Genomic DNA, 20,530 nt, shown 5'->3' with positions numbered 1-20,530 from the left:
AAGCCGTGCCCGCGGAAAGCGAAGTAATTAGTCGGAGCATTGCCAATATACATCAAACATTTCAAAATAACTACTTGGCTTAACGCAGTCATTGCACTGATTTTATACTTTCTTAACTTTTAAAAAAACAAACCTGAAATTATGGGATTTTTGCCGTCGGTTGCATGTAAGGTGAACCTACCCTGCATGTTTCATAACCCTTCCATAGTTGGAAACGAAAGTCGACGACTCCTGCCTTAAAAGTGTGTGCGGGTGTGACTTCACAAGAGTGAAGCCACGAGGGGTCTCACAGGCACCGTCCGCAGAAGGTAGCAATCAGCTTCTTCCTAACAAAAGCGCAAGCGTCCGATTAGAAACATAGCGAATGAAGCGAGTCAACGGTGATAAAGGAATCACGGTGTGCTTGCGCTAAACGCGGCTCATACCCTATTTAACCATATGGACTAATTTAATCATTTCCTAGACTATGAAAAAGCTACATCTCTTTTTACAGAAATGTAGCTTCCTCATTATATAGATCCCCTTTATCTAATCGAACCATCTAGAAACTAATCCTGCCCAATTAGTTCCTGCATTGTCCCCTGTTTCGTGTAACTAACATGCCAGCTCATTGCCTTTTCCAAATTATGAGGTGTCTGCCCACCACCTTTAATTGCTTCCTTATAGTAATTCCATAATTGCTTACGATACATAGGATGTGCACAATTTTCAATAATCAGTGGAGCTCTTTCCCTTGGAGCAAGCCCTCGTAAATCTGCATAGCCTTGCTCCGTAACTAATATATCTACATCATGCTCTGTATGATCGATATGCGAAGCAAAGGGTACAACACTTGAAATAGTACCATTCTTAGCAATAGATTTTGTAACAAAGATGGCGACCCTAGCATTTCGGGCAAAATCACCAGATCCCCCTATCCCATTCATCATCTTCGTGCCCGCCACATGAGTTGAATTGACATTCCCATAGATATCAAATTCTAACGCTGTGTTAATGGATAAAAGTCCAAGTCTACGAATAATTTCTGGATGATTGGATATTTCCTGTGGACGCATAATTAATTTATTTCGATATCGCTCGAAGTTGTTAAAGACCTCTTGCATTCTAGCCTCAGAAAGCGTAATCGAACAGCAAGATGCCATCCGCACCTTATTTGCATCCATTAAATCAAATACAGCGTCCTGTAATACTTCCGAGTAAATCTCTAGATTTTCAAATTCTGAATTAACCATTCCATGTAAAACAGCATTTGCAACTGAGCCAATACCAGATTGAAGTGGAGCAAGGTTTTTAGTTAATCTCCCTGCCGCAACCTCCTCACGAAAAAAGTGCAGCAAATGATCGGCCATAACCTTTGTTTCTTTATCTGGCTGTACAATCGTAGAGGGAGAATCCGTTTGGTTTGTAAAAACGATTCCTTTAACTTTCTCCACATCAATCGGAATACCGATTGTACCAATTCGATCATGTACCTCAGTTAAAGGAATAGGTTTGCGCTTTCCTTGCTTATCCGGGCTGTATAGGTCATGCAGCCCTTTTAACAATAGAGATTGAGCTAAATTGATCTCAATAATAACTGCCTTTGCGCTCTCTGCAAATGAAAGGGAGTTACCAATTGAAGTAGTTGGTATAATTAACCCTTCAGCCGTGATGGAAATCGCTTCCAAAATAGCATAATCAACTTTTTCTATTACATTTCCCCGTAGTAATTCAGCGGTATGCGAAAGATGATGGTCAACGAATAGATGCTCTCCTTGATTTATTTTCCTCCGCATGAATGGATCTGCTTGAAAAGGTAAGCGTTTATTAACCAAGCCTGCTTCCGCAAACATCTTATCAACGTCTGACTCCAAAGAAGCACCTGTAAAAACATTCACCTTTAGGCGCTCCCCATTTTCGACTCGCTTTACTAACGCTGTTGGTACAGCTTTTACATCCCCTGCCCGGGTAAAGCCGCTTAATCCAAGTGTCATTCCATCCTTTATCCACGATGCTGCTTCTTCTGCAGTTACAACGCGATCATGCAGTCGAACATCCTCTATTCTATCATGTTCACATCTCATCCCAAACCCCTTCTTTCTTATTAGAGTTTAAGGACTATTCTATATGAAGCGCTTTCTTTTTTGTGGAAATATGTCTGGAATAGAAGTATATTGCTTAGACCAGTACCAGATACTTTTAAAACAGTATTTGTATTCAAAATCCTAATAGCTTCCGAAAATAACTGGAATAGGATTGGCTAACAGGTATTTGGTCTCCATTTCTCATAGCTAGCATAAATGTCGAATGCGTATCTGGATAAATATGCTCAATTTGATTCACATTAACTATAAATGATCGATGACAACGAATGAACGATTCTCTTGGTAGCATATATTCAAAATCCTGCAACGTAAGCCGATGTACACCATTCAATTCTTGAGAAATAACATTTGTCCTCCTGTCCTTCACTTCGATATATTGGACTTTCTCAAAAGGAATTGGTTTCCAACCGTCTGAAGTCTTTACGGTAATAACTGATTTCCCCTCCGTTAATGCTGGATAAATAGCAAGCACACATCCTCCTAAATGAGCTCCATCATAAAAGGGAACTGCCATACCATGATACGGGATCCCAAATACATTTCGGGGTATGAATTCAGACACTTTCTGCTCCATTACCAGAGCCTTGCTAGCAAGTGTTTCTTCCTTAATTGAATCTCCAGGTCTAATTTTTAAATCAATTCGTATACTTGGGCGATAGTAGATATATTCCGATGTCGTTGTTACGGCAATAGATATCTCATCGGAAAAAAGTTCACCAATTACATCTAATAATGATCTAGTAGTGAGTCTTTGCATGATAATGCTCCTTTTTCCTTACTTCATCCATTTCCTCGTGGATTTTTTTACAAAGTGTTTCCTTTATAGCTTTGACCGAATGATTAGAAAGCCAATCTATATTAAACTGTGCATGCTTATCTTCCTTTAAGTGTAGCTCAATCAAAGTACTTACTTCTTTGAATCTCTTTATATCTTCGAAGGAAATCCGTTTCCTTGGTAAACATAATCCGCGATAAATTAAAATCTCATTATCCTCCATACGAATGTAATCCTTTTTCCACATGGTTTGGTAATGGATCCCTTGAACAAGCGAAAAAAAAGCAAATATACTACTTATTACAACGAATGCAGGATGATAAAAATCATTCTCACTAATTTGTAACCATAAAATAACCATAACGGCTAGTGAACTGAAATATGCATTTCGAGCTTTTCTTTTCCAAATGGCTTCATTATAAAATGGATATCCCATACGCACACCCTTTTTGACTCAATCCTTATACATATTACAACACATTAATCTACAAAGTGAAACTTCAATCAGTGGGTATCTTACTGGTTATGTACAGGTTAAACTTCTGATTTTTGTTTAAACGCTGCTGGCATTACCGCAGCTATCACTTCTCCCTTTGCACAGCAGTCGTTATGAGCAAACACTTCCGTGCGTATTTTGAATTTCTTTGGATGTATTTCTTCAACAGTTCCAATAGCCTTCAGAGGTATACCATGAGGTGTCGGTTTCATAAAGTCTACATGTAAAGATGCGGTAACAAAACGGGGTGGCTCTGTCCCATCTCCAATTTCATGGCCATTTTTACGATGTAAAGCCATTGACGCTGAGCCTGTTCCGTGGCAATCAATTAAAGATCCAATTAATCCTCCATATACAAATCCAGGAATAGCTGTATGTTCTGGCCTAGGTGTATACACCGTAATCGTTTTATCACCTTGCCAAATGGTTTTAAAATGAAGTCCTTCTTTATTCAGCCTTCCACAGCCGTAGCACCAAGCATAGTCCTCTGGGTAAATATCTTGTATTGCATCTATAGACATGTTGTCCCCTCCTTTTTTGACTAGTATAGCATACAAGCATATGTTGAAATATATGGTATAAGCATAAATTTTACATCCTCAGTCAACACAGTGTAGTTGATAACGGATCCATTGCTTGTCGAAATCAATCAAATGGTGACATCGCTTTATATCTTCGCTAGAATATAAGTATACAGATATTACTTTCAGAGATGGGGTTTTGTGGCATGAAAAGATTGGTCATATTAGGCGGGGGGTACGGTGGACTGAAGGCCTTGTTAGGTCTGCTTGATTATCAGCTGCCAGAAGAAGTAGAAATTACCTTAGTGGATCGAAATCCTTACCATTCTATTAAAACAGAGTTCTATACAATAGCAGCAGGTACTTCTGCAGAAAAAGATGTTCGATTACACTTTCCTGACGATCAACGTGTACGTTATTTTTACGGGGAGATTAAAGAAATTAATACGGTTAAGGAAGAAATTTTATTTTCTAATTCCAGTGAAATCATTCCCTATGACTATCTCGTAATTGGTTTAGGTTGTGAGGATAATTATCACGGCATTCAAGGAGCTAAAGAGTTCACACATAGTGTTCAAACCTTTGAAAATGCAAGAAATACAGGGCTTGCCGTTTGTAATTTGAAAGCTTACGGGAAAGTCTCAGTCGTTGGTGCTGGACTAAGTGGTATCGAAGTGGCTTCAGAAATAAGAGAAAGCCGCCCTGACTTAAATATTCGCTTATTAGATCGTGGTGCAAGTGTTTTAAAGGCTTTTGATGCAAAAATACAGCAGTACGTATCAGAATGGTTCATTAGAAACGATGTAGATGTACTCCACCACTCCAATGTAGAATATGTAGAAAAAGATGGCGTCTGCAATAACGGTGTTTGTTTTGTAAACGATGTTACCATCTGGACTGCAGGTGTAAGACCACATTATTTAGTTCGAGAACTCCCCTTTGCTAAAGATGAGCAAGAGAAAATCGTTGTGAATGATTTCTTCCAAATACCAGAAAGAACAAATATTTATGTAGTAGGGGATTGCGCTTCCTCTGAATATTCACCTAGTGCACAGCTAGCTGGTCAGCAAGGGGAGAAAATCGCAGAGGTGCTTTTAGCAGTTCTCAGTGATAAAGAGCCAAAAAAACCAAAGGAAATTAAATTAAAAGGTACACTTGGCTCACTCGGCAAATCGGATGGGTTCGGAAACATGATGCAAAAGCCAATGACTGGGCTTTTACCACGATTAGCTAAATCAGGGGTTCTTTGGTTAAATAAGCGCCATTAATACGTAAAAACCGAGGCTGATCACTCTGAATTGCCTCGGTTTTATTATTCACTGGACAGTCAACGTCACATTTATAGCATTAGATGAACCAAACCAGGGGTAATGATGGAAACAACAACTGCACTTACAACCATAGCAATCGTGCTAATCGCCCCTTCTAGCTGACTTTTTTCCATAGATGTCGCTGTTCCAATTGCGTGAGATGCACTCCCCATTCCAACACCACGCCCTAAATAATGATCCAATCGAAACAATCTAAGAACAAAAGTATGCATCAATACACCACCGATTCCTGCTATCATAACAAATACTGCTGATAACGACATAACACCACCCAGAGTATCTGTAACAGCCATCGCTACTGGGGTTGTTACAGACTTTGGCGTTAACGAATAGATAATGCTTGATTCAAACCCCGCCCACTTAGCTAATAATACGCCTGTTGAAATACCTAAGATTGCCCCAAACAATGTCCCTACTAAGATTGGTATGGTTACTTTTTTTAAAGTTTCTCTATGTTGATATAATGGATAAGCAAGCGCAACAACTGCCGGACCTAACAGCTCATTAATCCACTTTCCACCAATCATATATGTTTCATAAGGAATATGAAACATAGCTAGTATAATAATGATTATTGTCGTCGCAATTAAAACTGGCGCCGTTAAAGGGTAATTCCACGTATGATGAATACGAACTGCAAGTTGATAGATGAAAAACGTTCCGATAATTGCCACTGTTGCTAAGATGATTTCATTCATGCTGACATTCCTTTCTGCGAATTAACCACTGACTTACAACACCTGATCCACCCATAACAAAAATCGTGCTTATTAATACGATAATAATCAGGAAAAAACCTTTTCCAGAAAATAAGTGAAAATAATTGATAACACCAACTGTAACTGGAATAAAAAAGAATGCTAGATTATTAATAATATAATTAGCACCTTCATCAACCCAGGAAATACGAAAAACGTTGGTTATTAATAATAGAAATAAGATCAACATACCTATTACACTACCAGGAATAAATAAATGCAATGTGTTTTGTATCCAATTGCCAAACAAAAATATGATATATAATAAGCAAATATGGAGGATCATTTTACCTAACTTCTTCAAGATGGTCACTTCCTACTCTAAGATGTACCAATTGAAATAAATAGCTTATCATTAAAACACCGCGAGACAAAACGAAAAAGACTTGCTCGTAAATCCATTGAATCATCGCTGTGTTTCACCAGCTATTTTTCAAATGACATATACCATTATAGCAGTTATACAAACTACGTTGTAAATTGATAAGTGAAACTTCAATAAGTGGGAGGGTGTTTATCCCCTATTTACCAATATTGGTTTCTCTTTATTCCTAGAAGAGGTGGTGTTATTTCCAGTTATATGTGGAATCCTATCTTCCCGCCCTATTGCACAGAAAAACAACCGGGTTCACCATACCCGGTTGTAGAAGTTAGCTATTAATAAGATGACGCTTGGTGTGTACGGTTGGCCAATCGTTCATTTTTAACTTCAAGCCATTGCTTATTCTTGTTAATGGCTTGTGTGATGCTCTCAAGCTGATTGTTTACTTGATTTTTAGCTGTTCCTCCCAGAACATTACGTGCTTGTACAACGGCTTCTGGTGATAGAAAATGATAAATATCAGCTTCAACCTTTTTAGAGAAAGACTGAAATTCATCCAACGTTAGCTCTGTTAAATATTTATTTTCTTTGATACAATATAGCACTGTTTCACCTGTTATCGCATGCGATTCTCTGAAAGGTATCCCTTTTCCAACTAGATAATCAGCAAAATCTGTTGCATTAGAATAATCTCTTTGTACCGCATTGTACATAACATCTTTGTTTACTTTCATCGTTTCAATCATCGGCGCAAATAAAGATAGCGCTCCTCTTAACGTCGCGACAGTATCAAACATACCTTCTTTGTCTTCTTGCATGTCTTTATTATATGCTAGCGGCAATCCCTTTAATGTTGTCAGCATTCCCATAAGATGACCGTATACTCGACCAGTTTTACCTCTTACTAATTCTGCCACATCAGGATTTTTCTTTTGTGGCATCATACTACTACCAGTAGAAAATTCATCATCGAGCTCAATAAAATGAAATTCTTGACTAGACCATTGAACAAGCTCTTCACAGAGTCTTGACAGATGCATGGAAATCATTGATGCATCACTTAAGAATTCAATAACAAAATCTCGATCACTAACTGCGTCTAAGCTATTTTCACAAACACCTTCAAAGGCAAGTTGTTCAGCTACGAATCCTCGATCGATTGGAAACGTCGTCCCCGCTAGCGCACCAGCACCGAGCGGCGATTGATTCACACGCTTCCAGCTATCCGTTAATCGATCGATATCTCGTTGGAACATCCAAGCATATGCCAGTAAATGATGGGAAAATAATACTGGCTGAGCTCTTTGAAGATGTGTATAGCCTGGTAAAATGGTATCCATATTTGCTTTCGCTTGTTTTAGTAATGCGATCTGTACATGGACTAGTAAATCGATTAACTCCACCAAAGCATCACGTAAATATAAACGCATATCAAGGGCTACTTGATCATTTCTACTTCTCCCTGTATGAAGCTTTCCACCAACGGGACCAACTTCTTCAATCAGTAGCTTTTCTACGTTCATATGAATATCTTCATGTTCTTCACTTAATCGTGCTTCTCCACTTTCTATTTTACTAGCAACAATGTTAAGACCCTCTGCTATGGTTTTAGCCTCTTCTGTCGTTATAATCTTACATTTACCTAGCATAGCCACATGTGCTAGGCTTCCCTCAATATCATAGGCTGCTAATTTCTTATCAAAATAAATGGAGGCTGTATACTCATCTACTAATTGACTCGTCGGCTTAGTAAAACGCCCTCCCCATAGCTTCATGGCTTGACAGCTTCCTTCACATCTAATATGGCGTCTTTCACAGACTGATCAACAGCTTTATGTGCGTGATTTACAGTTGCGTGTACTTTTGTAGGCAGTCCCCAAAGCTTAATAAATCCTAAGGCAGCTTCATGATCAAAGGCGTCCTGTGCATTGTACGTAGCTAAATCAAAGTCATACAACGACTGTTGTGATTCACGACCAACTACTTGTGCATGACCTTTATATAATTTAACTTTAACTGTACCAGATACATCGTTTTGTGTTTCTTCAATAAAAGCTTTCAGTGCATCCGTAAGTGGAGAATACCAAAGGCCGTCATAAACCGTTTGCGCCAGCTTTTGCTCCATTAACGGTTTAAATTGAGCTACCTCTCTAGGCAAGGTTAGTGCTTCTAATTCTTGATGGGCAGCAATTAACGTAAGTGCCCCCGGAGCTTCGTAAATTTCTCGTGATTTAATTCCAACTAAACGATTTTCCACATGGTCAATTCTTCCGACACCATGCTTTCCAGCAACACGATTTAATGTAACGATAAGTTCTTCTAATGGCATAGAATTGCCATCTAAGGAAACAGGCTTACCTTGTTCAAATGTAATTTGCACAATTTCCGGATCATTTGGCGCCTCCACTGGATTTGTAGTTAAGTCAAATGCTTCTTCTGGTGCTTCAGCCCACGGATCTTCTAATATTCCACATTCGTTACTACGTCCCCACAAATTTTGATCGATGCTAAACGGATTATCTAGATCAATCGGAATAGGAATATTATGTTTTTTTGCATATTCAATCTCTTCTTCTCTCGACATTGCCCATTCACGTACAGGTGCAACAATTTTTAAATCTGGCTGTAAAGCAGTAAACGCAACATCAAACCGTACTTGATCATTTCCTTTACCAGTACAGCCATGTGCTACTGCTACTGCACCTTCTTCTTTAGCAATATTCACCAATATTTTGGCAATCAATGGACGTGAAAGCGCTGATATTAAAGGATACTTTCCTTCATATAATAAATTAGCTTGTAGCGCAGGTAACACAAATTCATTTGCAAACAATGCTTTGGCATCGATGACATACGACTTAATTGCCCCTACTTGTAATGCTTTATTTTTCACAAATTCAAGGTCTTTTCCTTCACCTACATCAAGGGCTACTGCTATTACATCATAATTATATTTATCCTGAAGCCATTTTATCGCTACAGATGTATCTAGTCCGCCAGAATAAGCTAATACGATTTTATCCTTGGTCATTCTCACCACTCCTGTTCATTAAGTTCTTATTGAATTATTATGCATTAATATGAATATATATTCAATAGGTAACTATAATATTTTTATAGAAAATATGTTTTATAGTATTAATTCCTGTGTAAACCCTTGATACAAAGAGTATTAATTTAACTGATCGTCATGCACAAGATGTATTTTACGTTTATTAAAAAGATATAGATTTGGAGTGGAAATAAATTTATGTTGGCGAATTAAAAACCCCCTTCTAATAGGGGGAGTGTCAACGAACTATCAACATTTACAATAAGGAAAGAGCAAAGAAGGCTGGGACAAAACACAACTTCTTTACTCAAAATACGAATGATCATGTTATCAATGGCTAGTATCATCGCCGCACTGTGAAACTATACGCACTTTCCACGCACGGCCTCAGCTAACTTGGTAAAGAAAAACACGTTACCATGTGGATCTTCGGACTCGTGCTGTTTCCACCGGAGTTTCGCTTATTTCTGGTGCTAAAATAATTATTCTAATCAAAAAATGAACGATAATTAATTTCAACTAATCATCGCTCGTTTTTAATTGTTTCTTCATTTTTTTGTCTCAGTCTCATTTTTTATAAATTTTAAATCCTTAAGGTGGGTAATTATTTTTCGCTTTTTTTCTGATACCAGTGAGCATAAATATACAGTAACATTGCAAAAATAGAGGTTCCGATATTTCCTAACCATTGTACTGTATCATTGAAAGTGAATTGCTTTATTGTTAAAAAAAGAAAAACGCCGATAAGTACAGCAATATTGTAAATCAATCTATCACGCACTCTCTCTAAGTCAATTACTTTAACGAAGTACCTAGTTTTATCATAAGGTAATTAGAGTGAAAACCAGTCAAATTAAAACCTCTTTTTTCTGCTGAGGCTATACAAGTTGTGAGCATCCATATCATGGTTATGGGTATACCGCCACCTTTAACACCTGACATTCACTATATCAAGATCCTTTTAACCCCTCTAAGCTTCCACGTTTGGGAGTGTCTACCGGCGAGGGACCCCCTAAGATTGGGGAGTTCGATAAATGGGATCTGGGACCAACGGTATGATAAAATATGATAGCTGATACGGAGTTTAAAACGAAAAATACGTCTCATCCTATTAGATAATACATTGATGCCAAAATTTTGTATAGAGGTATTTTAAAATGGACAATTCACCTATCTAAATCGCTAACTGCTATCTCCGCAGAACCCCCCTTAATTTTTCTGTAATATGGATGAACAGGTTGTAGTCATTGTTGTTTTAATCAGAAGGATTATTATTTCAAAAAGATCCGAACTACCATCCGAATATCACTTCGTTACTCGCATAATAGTCCGGAATTGCTTTATCTATATTTCATTTGTCTCGTCCGCTATATTTTATAAACTGGTCAATGCTTTCGTTATTTCGCTGTCCCCGGATACTAAATCAAAGGATTTACAGAATGTATTCTTTTCATTAAGAGTTGCTATGACAGTTGAGGCTACATCCTCCCTTGGTATAAATCCTCTTGTTAAATTCTCAGCTGCTGACACTTTACCAGTACCTGGATCATTTAACAACCCGCCAGGCCGAACAATGGTATAGTTCAGCCTCGTAGTTTTTAGCATTCGATCAGCATAATGCTTCGCTACATAATAAGGCCTAATCTGCTCATTCCAATTTTCCCGATGATGAGCTTGATGAGCACTAACAATAATATATCTATCGATGCCTACCTGCTCAGCAGCTTCCATCGTTTTTACCGCTCCATCTAAATCAATGAGTAACGTCTTGTCTAGGCCTGTGCTTCCTCCAGATCCTGCTGTAAAAATAATTGCATCTGTCCCTTTCATTGCTGCTGCTAATTCATCAACACTGCCTTCTAGATCTGCTATAACTACGTCGATTCCTTTACTTTCTAGCGCTGTTGCTTGTTCCTGCTTTCTTACCATCGCTTTTACCGTATGTTCTTTACTAGTCGTTAATTGTTGTAAAATATGTTTCCCAATTTGGCCATTCGCTCCTACTAAAAATACATGCATATGATCGAACTCCTTCCTAATGTGAGTGTTCTGGCTCCATTATTTCAGACAATCTTAACCGAAGCAAAAGTACTGTTTCGTATAGAAGTTATATTACTTAGAAGTTGCTGTATCAGTTAGTTACACTACTATTCCTTAGTATATGTGGCCATAATATGGAATACATCCGCTTCATTTAGGATATTTGACGTTCACAGTACTCCCACAAAGGACAATCCGTACAAATCGGGGTTGCTTTACAATGTACTTTTGCATGCATCACAATTAGTGCATGATATTCATTATATATTTCCACGCTTTCTGGAAGCTCCCTTTCCACATCAGAACGAAACGCATCATAGGTATCTGGCATATTAAAACCAAGTCTTTTAAAAAGTCGCCTTGCATAAGCATCAACTACGAATATAGGTTTACCAAAAGCATACAAAAGGATTACATCTGCTGTCTCTTTCCCTATACCATGAATTTGCAGCAACTGCTCCCGTAACTCTAGTCTTTTTAAATAGCGAAGCTTCCTTACGTCATAATCATACTGTCTAAACCACATAAGAAATGATTTTATACGCTTTGCTTTCGTGTTAAAAAACCCACTAGGACGAATAAGTGTGGCTAATTCGTCAAGCGACAATTCATATAGCTCCTCTGGAGATCGATATACTTTTACATTTTTCATTGCCTTTTCGACATTATTCCAGTTAGTATGTTGTACTAGAATGGCTCCAAGCATCATTTCCATTGCAGAATCTGCCGGCCACCAGCCTTGTGGACCATAGTGAGAAAATAACGTATCATAAATAGCTTGGTAAGTACGCATGTGTATTACTTCCCCCATCATTAAATTTTCAACCTTACCTATCATTTCCTCCATCTTAGCAGAACGCCGTTTATCATTAAACTACATTTCCTATAAAGTGAATGCTTAAAATAGATAAGCTTCCTATTCTCACCCGCCAAAAACCTCCTAATATTTACCTGTTACGACAGTGTATTTTTCTCTCTTGCAAGTTATAAAAGGACCATTTTTCTATTAATTTACAAAACATTTACATCGATAACATACTAGCTTAATAATCGCCTACTATACTAGCAAATGAGAGGGGCAACCCTCCTTGATAATAATATATACGCTAAACAGGGGAGGCAATTTTAATGAAGTTCAAGAAGTACCTTATGTTCTTTCTTATCGCCGCACTTGCCGTTGTTATCGCAGCATGCGGGTCGGATTCAGAAGGAGATAGTTCAGAGAAAGAAAATGACTCATCTGAAAACGCAAATGCTGAAGGTGAAGGCGGATCTGAAGAGCTAGAGGGTAGTGTTGTCATTGATGGATCTGGAACAGTCTATCCTTTAATGTCAAGATTAGCTGAAGAATATATGGTTAATGAACAACCAAATGTATCTGTAGAAGTAAGTCGCGCAGGAACTAGTGCTGGATTTGAAAAATTCCTTGTAGAAGACGGAACAGACTTTAACGATGCTTCTCGTGTGATTAAAGAAGAAGAACAAGCAAAAGCCGATGAGCTTGGGCTGGAAATTAAAGAATTAAAAGTAGCCTTAGACGGATTAACAATCGTTACTCATCCAGATAATGATTGGGCTACAGAATTAACGGAAGACCAAATCACAGGCATTTTCCTTGGAGAATATACAAACTGGTCAGATATTAATTCAGATTGGCCAAATGAAAAAATTCAAACCTATGGACCAAACGAAAATCATGGAACGTATGAATTTTTCTATGAAAACATTTTAGAGGAAAAAGATCTAGTAAGTGATATTAATTTGCAACAAGATTATTCAACACTTGTTACGTTAGTTTCAGAAGATAAAAACGCTATTGGGTTCTTTGGCTTCGGCTATTATGACAGTAACAAAGATAAGCTGCAAGCAGTTAACGTAGATTTTGGTAACGGACCGGTTGAACCTTCTTTAGACACCATTGCTGAGGATGGAGATTATGCAGGGTTCACTCGCCCAGTATTCACATATTTGAATGTTGGTCACGCTAAAGAGAAGCCCCAAGTACTTGATTACGCGCTATTCGTTATGAACAACATAAATAAATTTGCTGGTGAAACTGGTTTTGCTCCAATCCCAGATGAAGAAGCAGAGAGCTTAATCAGTGATTTAGAAGCTCTTAAATAACAGGACAAACCATTAGTGCTCTGTACTAATGGTTTCGGTCTTTCTCATCTTAAGATGTGCTCGTAACGCTAGTAAGCACCTAATCTAATTAACTCCACATGATATGAGAGATGAGAGCTGCTATGCTCTCATTTCTTGTGACTTAACGCTCTGGAAGGAGGGCACCAATAATGGCATCGAACAACGAGATAGACAATCACGAAAAAACAAAAGTTAGAGACATGATTGCCAAAAATAAAAATGGACAAAACATGCGTAAGGTAACAGAGAAGATGATCCCAGTACTCCTCTTTTCCATAGCCGCTATTTCCATTCTTACTACAATTGGTATTGTCTTTACACTATTAACAGAAACGATAGAATTCTTTAAACGTGTACCGATAGCTGATTTCTTTACAGGGACTGTCTTAAAACCGCTTAGTCAAAATCCGGAGTTCGGGGTACTTCCCCTTATCAATGGAACTATTATTTCATCTTTCATTGCTATGTTAGTCGCAGGGCCGATTGGAATTATGACAGCCGTTTTCTTAAGTGAATATGCTTCTGAAAGGGTCAGAAGAACGTTAAAACCACTTTTAGAAATCCTTGCAGGGATTCCTACTATTGTGTATGGATTCTTTGCTTTTACGTTCGTAACACCACTAATAAGAGAAATATTTCCAAGTGTAGAAGCAACTAATATTTTAAGCCCTGGATTAGTGATGGGAGTAATGATCATCCCCATGATAGCTTCTTTATCGGAAGATGCTATGACTTCTGTTCCCAATTCTATGCGCGAAGGAGCTCTCGCATTAGGTGCAACAAAGCTAGAGGTTACATTTCGAGTCGTTATTCCCGCTGCGCTTTCAGGAATTATCGCATCCTTTGTTTTAGGAATATCTCGAGCAATCGGCGAAACAATGATTGTAACCATTGCAAGTGGAAGCTCGAAGAACTTCACCTTTGATATAACCCAATCCATGCAAACAATGACTGCTTACATTGTGGAAGTATCAGGTGGGGATGCACCTGCTGGATCGACCATTTACTATAGCCTATATGCAGTTGCTATGACACTATTTGTCTTCACACTTATCATGAATTTACTTGCTAGATATGTCTCTCGTAAATTTAGGGAGGAATATTAATCATGAAATATGTCAACATCGAACAAGTACAGAAAAAGATGAATACGCGTTTACTAAAAAACAATCTATTAAAATCATTATTCTTTGCAGCAACGTTATTTGGCTTAGTCGTTCTAGCAATCTTAATTATCCGCGTCTTACTACAAGGTGCTAGCTGGATTAACATGGATTTTTTAACAGGAAAGCTATCAACTTCTCCGGATAGAGCAGGGATTATGGGGGCAATATTAGGAACCTTCTGGCTCATGGTCGTTGTTATTCCTGTCACATTGTTCCTGGGAGTAGGTACTGCCATCTATCTTGAATTATATGCAAGCAAAGGACGTTTTCAATCCTTTATTCAAACAAATATAGCAAACTTAGCTGGTGTACCTTCGATTGTATATGGAATTCTCGGTATGACATTATTTGTCCGTGCGCTCGACTTTGGAAACATTGTTTTAGCTGGCGGACTCACCATGTCATTACTTGTACTTCCTATCATTATTGTTGCTGCGCAAGAATCTATACGTGCCGTACCTCAGCATCTTAGTGAAGCATCCTATGGGATGGGAGCAACCAAATGGCAAACCGTAAAGAATATTATCTTACCAGCAGCATTACCTGGTATACTTACAGGTTCTATCTTATCGCTTTCTAGGGCTATTGGCGAGACCGCACCCCTTGTTGTTATTGGGATTCCAGCTCTATTAATCCCATTTCCAGGTGGTATTATGGACAAATTCACTGTCCTCCCTATGCAGATTTACTATTGGACGTTGGATTCATCCCTAGTGGAAGAGTATGCGAATTTAGCTGCGGCTACCATCATTGTTTTGTTAGTATTACTATTTTTACTAAATGCAGCGGCAATTTTTATCCGCAATAAGTTTCAAAAACGATATTGATAAGGAGTGAACAGAATGAGCACCTTAACAAAACCAAAAATGAAAGAACCACTTGCATTCTCAGAAAATACTGTACAAATGCCCCAGAAAAACATTGTTTATGACACGAACGATTTAAATCTATGGTATGGAGAAACGCATGCTTTAAAAGATATTAACCTATCCATCTACGAAAAAGAAGTCACTGCCATCATTGGCCCTTCTGGATGTGGTAAGTCAACGTATCTAAAAACATTAAATCGTATGGTTGAGCTTGTTCCTAGCGTTCGTACCTCGGGAACAATTACCTATAATGAAAAAAGTATATTGGATAAATCTTTTAAAGTGGAAGATTTGAGAACAAGAGTAGGAATGGTTTTTCAAAAACCGAACCCATTTCCAAAATCAATCTATGATAATATCGCATACGGTCCTAAAATTCATGGTATTCGCAATAAAAAAGTACTCGATGAAATTGTGGAAAAGAGCTTACGAGGTGCTTCTATCTGGGATGAAGTAAAGGATCGTTTAAAAGAAAATGCCTACGGGCTTTCCGGAGGACAGCAACAGCGGATCTGCATTGCGCGCTGTTTAGCGATTGAACCAGATGTCATTTTAATGGATGAACCAACATCTGCATTAGATCCAAAATCAACATTGAGAGTGGAAGAATTAATCCAAGAATTGAAAAAGGATTATTCAATCATCATTGTTACACACAATATGCAGCAGGCCGCAAGAATATCTGATCGTACTGCCTTTTTCCTTAACGGTGAAGTCGTTGAATTCGATGATACCAATACGATATTTACGAATCCAGCAGATAACCGCACGGAAGATTATATCTCTGGAAGATTTGGTTAGACGATTTGCGTAAACCAATTATATAACCTCCCCCTTCATATTTATAAAGTGAAAGCTCAATCGGTTGGGGGGTTTGTTTATCCCCTACTGACTGTTACTATGAGTACCGCAAGAGTAACTTTCTAAACTATCAAAAGACGAACAATAATTAACCTAAATTAATTATTGTTCGTCTTTTATCAATTATCTCTCAATCTTTTTTATAGCCTTATAAGCTCATGTTACTTCATCATTCTACATGGAAGCGCTGCGAATGATGCGAGAGCGAATCCGATATGTCTGTAAGCTTGCGTCCAATTTGATAATTGTTTTTCAGTTGAATGACTTGTTCATCACTACTTATCAGCATCTGTTCTGCACTCTCTAAATTTTCCCTCGATACGGAAGAATATTGAATGGCCGTTTGTTCTATATTAGGGAGTATATCTCCAATTCGCTGTAATTCTATTTGTATTCCTCTAAGTTGATGACTTACATTCGTAATTTCCTTTAGCAATGCATCAAAAGCATCCTTAGAAACGTTAGACATCATTAATGTCTTGTTTGTTTTCGTTAACATCTGCTCAAATGCTTCAGAGGCATCTGCTGTGTTTAACTCCATGCTAGAAATAGAATTAGTGATTTCAATAGCGGCTTGTGAAGATTGCTCCGCTAGCTTGCGCACTTCATTAGCTACAACTGCAAATCCTTTGCCAGTTTCACCTGCTCTTGCTGCTTCAATTGCCGCATTTAACGACAACAGCTTTGTCTGTTCTGCAATTGCTTGTATCATATTAACAAGATTAGCTATGGAATGTGAATTTGCTTTTACGCTATTTATTTTTTCCGTAAGGTGAGCAAAATCGCTTTCGAAAGTGCTAATGGTTTGAATTAGCTTCTCCATTTGCACTTCACCCGTTTGCGCAGACTGATTCATCGTATCGGAGCTAATAAAAATACCCTTCATCGTCAAAATCGTTCGTTCCAAATCATCCTTCATCACCTTAAAGGTCTTGACACTTTGCTCTGAGCTCGATGCGGTCTGTTCAGCACCTTGCTTTACCACATGAATCGCTTCCTTTAATTGTTCTCCAGAATGTAACGTCAATTCTGAAGAAACTTGTAGCTCTCCACCAGCTTTCTTAAGGTCTACCGTTGTATCTTGTATTTCATGAAGCATGGTACGCATATGAGTAATCATTGTTTCATAACTTTTATGGAGGGATATAAACTCTGGTAATGTTGTTTGTATAGCTGGAGCCTGCTGCAGATTGCCTTTTCTTACAGCTTCCATTGTCTTTCTCAATACCATTAAAGGCTTTATTACACTACGAACAAATAAAATGATGAAAAGGATAGTAATGATACTGCTTACAACAATAATAAAAAAGGTAAAATAAGCCATTTCATGAACTGGCCCCATGTATGAAGCAGTAGGAACAAGCAAAACATATATCCCTTGGATTTCTTCCATCTCTTGAAAGGTTATAGTATATTCCTCGTCATTTATTGTTCGATGAAACAAACCCTTATTTTTTTCTACGATATCATTTACTAATTGTTCGGAGATAACAGGCAATTCTCCCTTACTAACTTTAAAGGGGACTGCTTGTCCGCCTTCTATGTAAAAATAATGAGAGGTCATTCCATCATCGGCTAATTTCAATTTCTGTGACCGCACATTCGCTTCTAACTGTTGCTTAAAATAGGCATCATCACTGACATATAAAAACTTCAAATTATCCGCGATATAACCCATTAATTCCGTCTCTCGTATTAGACGATTTTCAATCGAAGTCATCGTCGTTTCTTTTGCTTTTAAGTATGAAATAACTCCTACTGCTATCATAGAAAATAATAGTAACGTAATAAACAGCATGAGTAATCGACTTCGTAAGCTTAATTTTTCCAATATCCGTTTGCTAACATGCGTAGTATTATGGAACCATTTTTGAATAACCTGCTTCAAGCAAACTCCCCCTGCATCATTGCTTCATTATCAACAAGTATATCAAGTAAGTATTAATTTTTTGTAAAGCAATCGTTAAAAATGGTTAATTTGAACCATGAAAAATAACACACGACGATTCCTAATTTAAAAAAGAGGTGGGGACAAAAGGATTTTGATCGAAGAAAAAACGAACATCGAAAAAATATATTCGTGTAACGAGGCTACTCCAGAAATAGCGTAGTTTATTGTTCGTCTTTAGAATGAACCATTTTCGTTATGTCCCACCCTCACCAACATCCATCTATCTCTTTTTCTTATCCACATACTCGTTTGGTTCGTTACCGCCGTGGGAATTACTATTCTTAAATGGACTTTTACGACCGTTGCGATGTTCTCCATGATTACTATTTTCCTTAAATTGATTGTTCTTATCAGCCATTATAAAATAACTCCTTTCTACGTAAGCTTTAGTAAAGGCGTTTAAAAGAGATATACATGAATGGTATTGCTTTAGGATCTTATTACAACAGGTAATAATCCTTATGCTGCCGAGATACTCTTCTAAACAAGCCATTTATAGTCTTTGTAAGAGTAACTAAATTATTCCTTTTTTCGGCGATCTTCCGAAAAGGATGAGTCGTCATTTTTCTCAAAACGTCCATTTATCGTTATAATAATAGTAGTAGAATGTTCTTTGGAAGGACTGTTCAACATGTTATCTTTAGAAATGCTCATCTTTCTCTTTTCTGCGATGCTCATTGTCGGAGTATTAGCAACCAAATTCTCCACTCGATTGGGCTTACCAGCCCTCGTGTTGTTCCTCTTAATTGGTATGGGCCTTAACAAATTTGTTTTCTTTGAAAATGTAGAGCTTACCCAACTAATCGGAATTATGGCTTTAATCATTATTTTATTTGAGGGTGGGACACAAACAAAATGGGAACAGGTTCGGCCTGTCCTTGGAGCAGCAGGCTCGTTAGCTACATTAGGAGTCTTATTAACCACCATATTAACAGGCTTTGCTGCTATGTATATTCTTGATCTATCTTTACTTGAAGGAATGTTATTCGGGGCCATTGTTGGTTCTACAGATGCAGCTGCTGTTTTTTCCGTTCTTGGTAATAAAAATATCAATACGAAATTGACATCTACACTTGAAGCAGAATCCGGTTCCAACGATCCCATGGCGGTATTCCTTACTGTTTCCTTTATTGAGCTCATTCAAATACCCGAAACATCCATTTGGAGTACGATTGGTAGCTTCTTTATACAAATGGGACTTGGCTTATTAATCGGACTATTACTCGGTAAGCTAACCGTGATGCTTATCAATAATATTAAGCTTGATACTGCCGGCCTATATCCAACATTAGCTATTGGTATGGCTACAGCTACATACTTTCTAGCGGACTTTTTAGGCGGAAGTGGCTTATTAGCTGTTTATGTAATGGCTGTATTTGTTGGTAATAGTGATTTAATGTATCGTTTCTCTATCTTACGATTCAACGAAGGATTTGCATGGATGATGCAAATTGTCATGTTTATCCTCCTCGGACTACTTGTTTTTCCAAGTCAACTTACGGAAGTCTTTTGGCAAGGTATTATTCTCTCCATCATTTTAATGTTTATCGCGAGACCGATTGCCGTATTTATTTCCATGGTATTCATGAAATATAATGTTAAAGAAAAATTGTTTATTTCATGGGCTGGGCTAAAAGGAGCTGTTCCTATCGTTTTAGCCACTTATCCGATCATTGCTGAAGTAGATAACAGTGACTTAATTTTTAATGCGGTATTTTTCGTTGTATTAATTTCAGCTTTGGTTCAAGGAAGCACATTATCATGGCTAGCTACAAAATTAAAATTAACCGGCTATAAAAATGATCCTACTAAACCTTCAATGGAACTCATTAATCTAGGAAATACAGAAGCGGAGATCATGGAAGTCAGGATATTCTCTCAATCTCCGGCAGTTAATACATCATTAATAGATATAGAACTTCCTGACGAGACATTAATTATCGGTATTATCCGTGATAAACAGGTTATTACTCCTACTGGTAATTCCGTTATTTTAGAGAATGACATCTTATACGTATTGAGTAATAAGAAAAATAGAGAAAAATCAAAGAAGGTATTATTGGGTCAAAAAGAAAAGAAAAAGCCTGTCAAAACGGAAGCATAAAGTAAAACTTCAATCAGCAGGGATATTACTGCCAGTTAAATGTGGAATAAAAATG

At 37.7% G+C, this 20,530-nt stretch carries 18 protein-coding genes; 6 read left to right on the top strand and 12 right to left on the bottom strand.

All coding sequences use genetic code 11. The annotated features are described in order from the left end of the window. Nucleotides 1–548 precede the first annotated feature (548 nt). The 4 genes from RVS70_RS15190 to RVS70_RS15175 form a co-directional block, all read right to left on the bottom strand. Nucleotides 549–2,063 carry an acetyl-CoA hydrolase/transferase family protein gene (locus tag RVS70_RS15190; RefSeq protein ID WP_321133876.1) on the bottom strand — a complete coding sequence of 505 codons (1,515 nt, stop codon included), beginning with the start codon at nucleotides 2,061–2,063 and terminating at the stop codon, nucleotides 549–551. A gap of 133 nt (nucleotides 2,064–2,196) precedes the next feature. Further along, entirely contained in the window at nucleotides 2,197–2,841 is a 645-nt protein-coding gene (locus RVS70_RS15185; RefSeq protein WP_121604043.1) for a LytTR family DNA-binding domain-containing protein, read from the bottom strand. Next, a complete protein-coding gene (locus RVS70_RS15180; protein ID WP_121604044.1) occupies nucleotides 2,822–3,295 on the bottom strand; it encodes a hypothetical protein in 474 nt (157 codons plus the stop codon). The genes RVS70_RS15185 and RVS70_RS15180 overlap by 20 nt, the downstream gene beginning before the upstream one ends. 98 nt (nucleotides 3,296–3,393) lie before the next feature. Further along, nucleotides 3,394–3,876, bottom strand: a complete 483-nt coding sequence (locus tag RVS70_RS15175) for a PaaI family thioesterase (RefSeq protein WP_026680447.1) — start codon at nucleotides 3,874–3,876, stop codon at nucleotides 3,394–3,396. A 206-nt stretch (nucleotides 3,877–4,082) separates the two neighbouring features. Between RVS70_RS15175 and RVS70_RS15170 the strand changes: the two genes are divergently transcribed. Then, a complete protein-coding gene (locus tag RVS70_RS15170; protein ID WP_121604046.1) occupies nucleotides 4,083–5,144 on the top strand; it encodes an NAD(P)/FAD-dependent oxidoreductase in 1,062 nt (353 codons plus the stop codon). A 71-nt stretch (nucleotides 5,145–5,215) separates the two neighbouring features. On the opposite strand, the gene RVS70_RS15165 is transcribed toward RVS70_RS15170, so the two are convergent. The 6 genes from RVS70_RS15165 to RVS70_RS15140 all read right to left on the bottom strand — a co-directional run bounded on the left by RVS70_RS15165 (nucleotide 5,216) and on the right by RVS70_RS15140 (nucleotide 12,172). Continuing rightward, nucleotides 5,216–5,905: an LrgB family protein gene (locus RVS70_RS15165; RefSeq protein ID WP_026680445.1), complete on the bottom strand. Its 690-nt coding sequence runs from the start codon at nucleotides 5,903–5,905 to the stop codon at nucleotides 5,216–5,218. Then, nucleotides 5,898–6,278, bottom strand: a complete 381-nt coding sequence (locus tag RVS70_RS15160) for a CidA/LrgA family protein (protein WP_228089017.1) — start codon at nucleotides 6,276–6,278, stop codon at nucleotides 5,898–5,900. The genes RVS70_RS15165 and RVS70_RS15160 overlap by 8 nt, the downstream gene beginning before the upstream one ends. Before the next feature lie 344 nt (nucleotides 6,279–6,622). Then, nucleotides 6,623–8,062: an argininosuccinate lyase gene (argH, locus tag RVS70_RS15155; RefSeq protein ID WP_321133871.1), complete on the bottom strand. Its 1,440-nt coding sequence runs from the start codon at nucleotides 8,060–8,062 to the stop codon at nucleotides 6,623–6,625. Continuing rightward, nucleotides 8,059–9,318 (bottom strand): argininosuccinate synthase, encoded by a 1,260-nt coding sequence (locus RVS70_RS15150; protein WP_321133870.1) that lies wholly within the window; start codon nucleotides 9,316–9,318, stop codon nucleotides 8,059–8,061. The genes argH and RVS70_RS15150 overlap by 4 nt, the downstream gene beginning before the upstream one ends. A gap of 1,395 nt (nucleotides 9,319–10,713) precedes the next feature. Next, complete coding sequence (locus tag RVS70_RS15145; RefSeq protein ID WP_166529933.1) at nucleotides 10,714–11,358, bottom strand: SDR family oxidoreductase; 645 nt, start codon at nucleotides 11,356–11,358, stop codon at nucleotides 10,714–10,716. A 175-nt stretch (nucleotides 11,359–11,533) separates the two neighbouring features. Beyond that, nucleotides 11,534–12,172 carry an endonuclease III domain-containing protein gene (locus RVS70_RS15140; protein ID WP_026680440.1) on the bottom strand — a complete coding sequence of 213 codons (639 nt, stop codon included), beginning with the start codon at nucleotides 12,170–12,172 and terminating at the stop codon, nucleotides 11,534–11,536. A 335-nt stretch (nucleotides 12,173–12,507) separates the two neighbouring features. Between RVS70_RS15140 and RVS70_RS15135 the strand changes: the two genes are divergently transcribed. The 4 genes from RVS70_RS15135 (at nucleotide 12,508) to pstB (ending at nucleotide 16,360) form a co-directional block, all read left to right on the top strand. Beyond that, entirely contained in the window at nucleotides 12,508–13,503 is a 996-nt protein-coding gene (locus tag RVS70_RS15135; RefSeq protein ID WP_026680439.1) for a PstS family phosphate ABC transporter substrate-binding protein, read from the top strand. Nucleotides 13,504–13,673: 170 nt separating this feature from the next. Then, a complete protein-coding gene (gene pstC, locus RVS70_RS15130) occupies nucleotides 13,674–14,630 on the top strand; it encodes a phosphate ABC transporter permease subunit PstC (RefSeq protein WP_121604050.1) in 957 nt (318 codons plus the stop codon). Nucleotides 14,631–14,632: 2 nt separating this feature from the next. Continuing rightward, nucleotides 14,633–15,517: a phosphate ABC transporter permease PstA gene (gene pstA, locus RVS70_RS15125; protein WP_026680437.1), complete on the top strand. Its 885-nt coding sequence runs from the start codon at nucleotides 14,633–14,635 to the stop codon at nucleotides 15,515–15,517. 39 nt (nucleotides 15,518–15,556) lie between these two features. Beyond that, nucleotides 15,557–16,360, top strand: a complete 804-nt coding sequence (gene pstB, locus RVS70_RS15120; RefSeq protein WP_226983633.1) for a phosphate ABC transporter ATP-binding protein PstB — start codon at nucleotides 15,557–15,559, stop codon at nucleotides 16,358–16,360. Nucleotides 16,361–16,589: 229 nt separating this feature from the next. Here pstB and RVS70_RS15115 read toward each other — a convergent pair whose 3' ends face one another. Both RVS70_RS15115 and RVS70_RS15110 read right to left on the bottom strand, forming a co-directional pair. Next, nucleotides 16,590–18,308, bottom strand: a complete 1,719-nt coding sequence (locus tag RVS70_RS15115; protein ID WP_226983569.1) for a methyl-accepting chemotaxis protein — start codon at nucleotides 18,306–18,308, stop codon at nucleotides 16,590–16,592. A 283-nt stretch (nucleotides 18,309–18,591) separates the two neighbouring features. Then, nucleotides 18,592–18,729 carry a hypothetical protein gene (locus RVS70_RS15110; RefSeq protein ID WP_162986316.1) on the bottom strand — a complete coding sequence of 46 codons (138 nt, stop codon included), beginning with the start codon at nucleotides 18,727–18,729 and terminating at the stop codon, nucleotides 18,592–18,594. A 273-nt stretch (nucleotides 18,730–19,002) separates the two neighbouring features. Between RVS70_RS15110 and RVS70_RS15105 the strand changes: the two genes are divergently transcribed. After that, nucleotides 19,003–20,475: a potassium/proton antiporter gene (locus RVS70_RS15105; RefSeq protein ID WP_026680434.1), complete on the top strand. Its 1,473-nt coding sequence runs from the start codon at nucleotides 19,003–19,005 to the stop codon at nucleotides 20,473–20,475. Nucleotides 20,476–20,530 lie beyond the last annotated feature (55 nt).

Source organism: Virgibacillus sp. M23, from assembly GCF_034190895.1.
GTDB lineage: Bacteria > Bacillota > Bacilli > Bacillales > Amphibacillaceae > Virgibacillus > Virgibacillus salarius.
This window is presented reverse-complemented; position numbering and strand designations above follow the sequence as displayed.

Bases quoted from the DNA above. Each gene is read 5' to 3' on its own strand.
- RVS70_RS15190 (WP_321133876.1), bottom strand. From the start codon at position 2,063: ATGAGATGTGAACATGATAGAATAGAGGATGTTCGACTGCATGATCGC.
- RVS70_RS15185 (WP_121604043.1), bottom strand. From the start codon at position 2,841: ATGCAAAGACTCACTACTAGATCATTATTAGATGTAATTGGTGAACTT.
- RVS70_RS15180 (WP_121604044.1), bottom strand. From the start codon at position 3,295: ATGGGATATCCATTTTATAATGAAGCCATTTGGAAAAGAAAAGCTCGA.
- RVS70_RS15175 (WP_026680447.1), bottom strand. From the start codon at position 3,876: ATGTCTATAGATGCAATACAAGATATTTACCCAGAGGACTATGCTTGG.
- RVS70_RS15170 (WP_121604046.1), top strand. From the start codon at position 4,083: ATGAAAAGATTGGTCATATTAGGCGGGGGGTACGGTGGACTGAAGGCC.
- RVS70_RS15165 (WP_026680445.1), bottom strand. From the start codon at position 5,905: ATGAATGAAATCATCTTAGCAACAGTGGCAATTATCGGAACGTTTTTC.
- argH (WP_321133871.1), bottom strand. From the start codon at position 8,062: ATGAAGCTATGGGGAGGGCGTTTTACTAAGCCGACGAGTCAATTAGTA.
- RVS70_RS15150 (WP_321133870.1), bottom strand. From the start codon at position 9,318: ATGACCAAGGATAAAATCGTATTAGCTTATTCTGGCGGACTAGATACA.
- RVS70_RS15145 (WP_166529933.1), bottom strand. From the start codon at position 11,358: ATGCATGTATTTTTAGTAGGAGCGAATGGCCAAATTGGGAAACATATT.
- RVS70_RS15140 (WP_026680440.1), bottom strand. From the start codon at position 12,172: ATGCGTACTTACCAAGCTATTTATGATACGTTATTTTCTCACTATGGT.
- RVS70_RS15135 (WP_026680439.1), top strand. From the start codon at position 12,508: ATGAAGTTCAAGAAGTACCTTATGTTCTTTCTTATCGCCGCACTTGCC.
- pstC (WP_121604050.1), top strand. From the start codon at position 13,674: ATGGCATCGAACAACGAGATAGACAATCACGAAAAAACAAAAGTTAGA.
- pstA (WP_026680437.1), top strand. From the start codon at position 14,633: ATGAAATATGTCAACATCGAACAAGTACAGAAAAAGATGAATACGCGT.
- pstB (WP_226983633.1), top strand. From the start codon at position 15,557: ATGAAAGAACCACTTGCATTCTCAGAAAATACTGTACAAATGCCCCAG.
- RVS70_RS15110 (WP_162986316.1), bottom strand. From the start codon at position 18,729: ATGGCTGATAAGAACAATCAATTTAAGGAAAATAGTAATCATGGAGAA.
- RVS70_RS15105 (WP_026680434.1), top strand. From the start codon at position 19,003: ATGTTATCTTTAGAAATGCTCATCTTTCTCTTTTCTGCGATGCTCATT.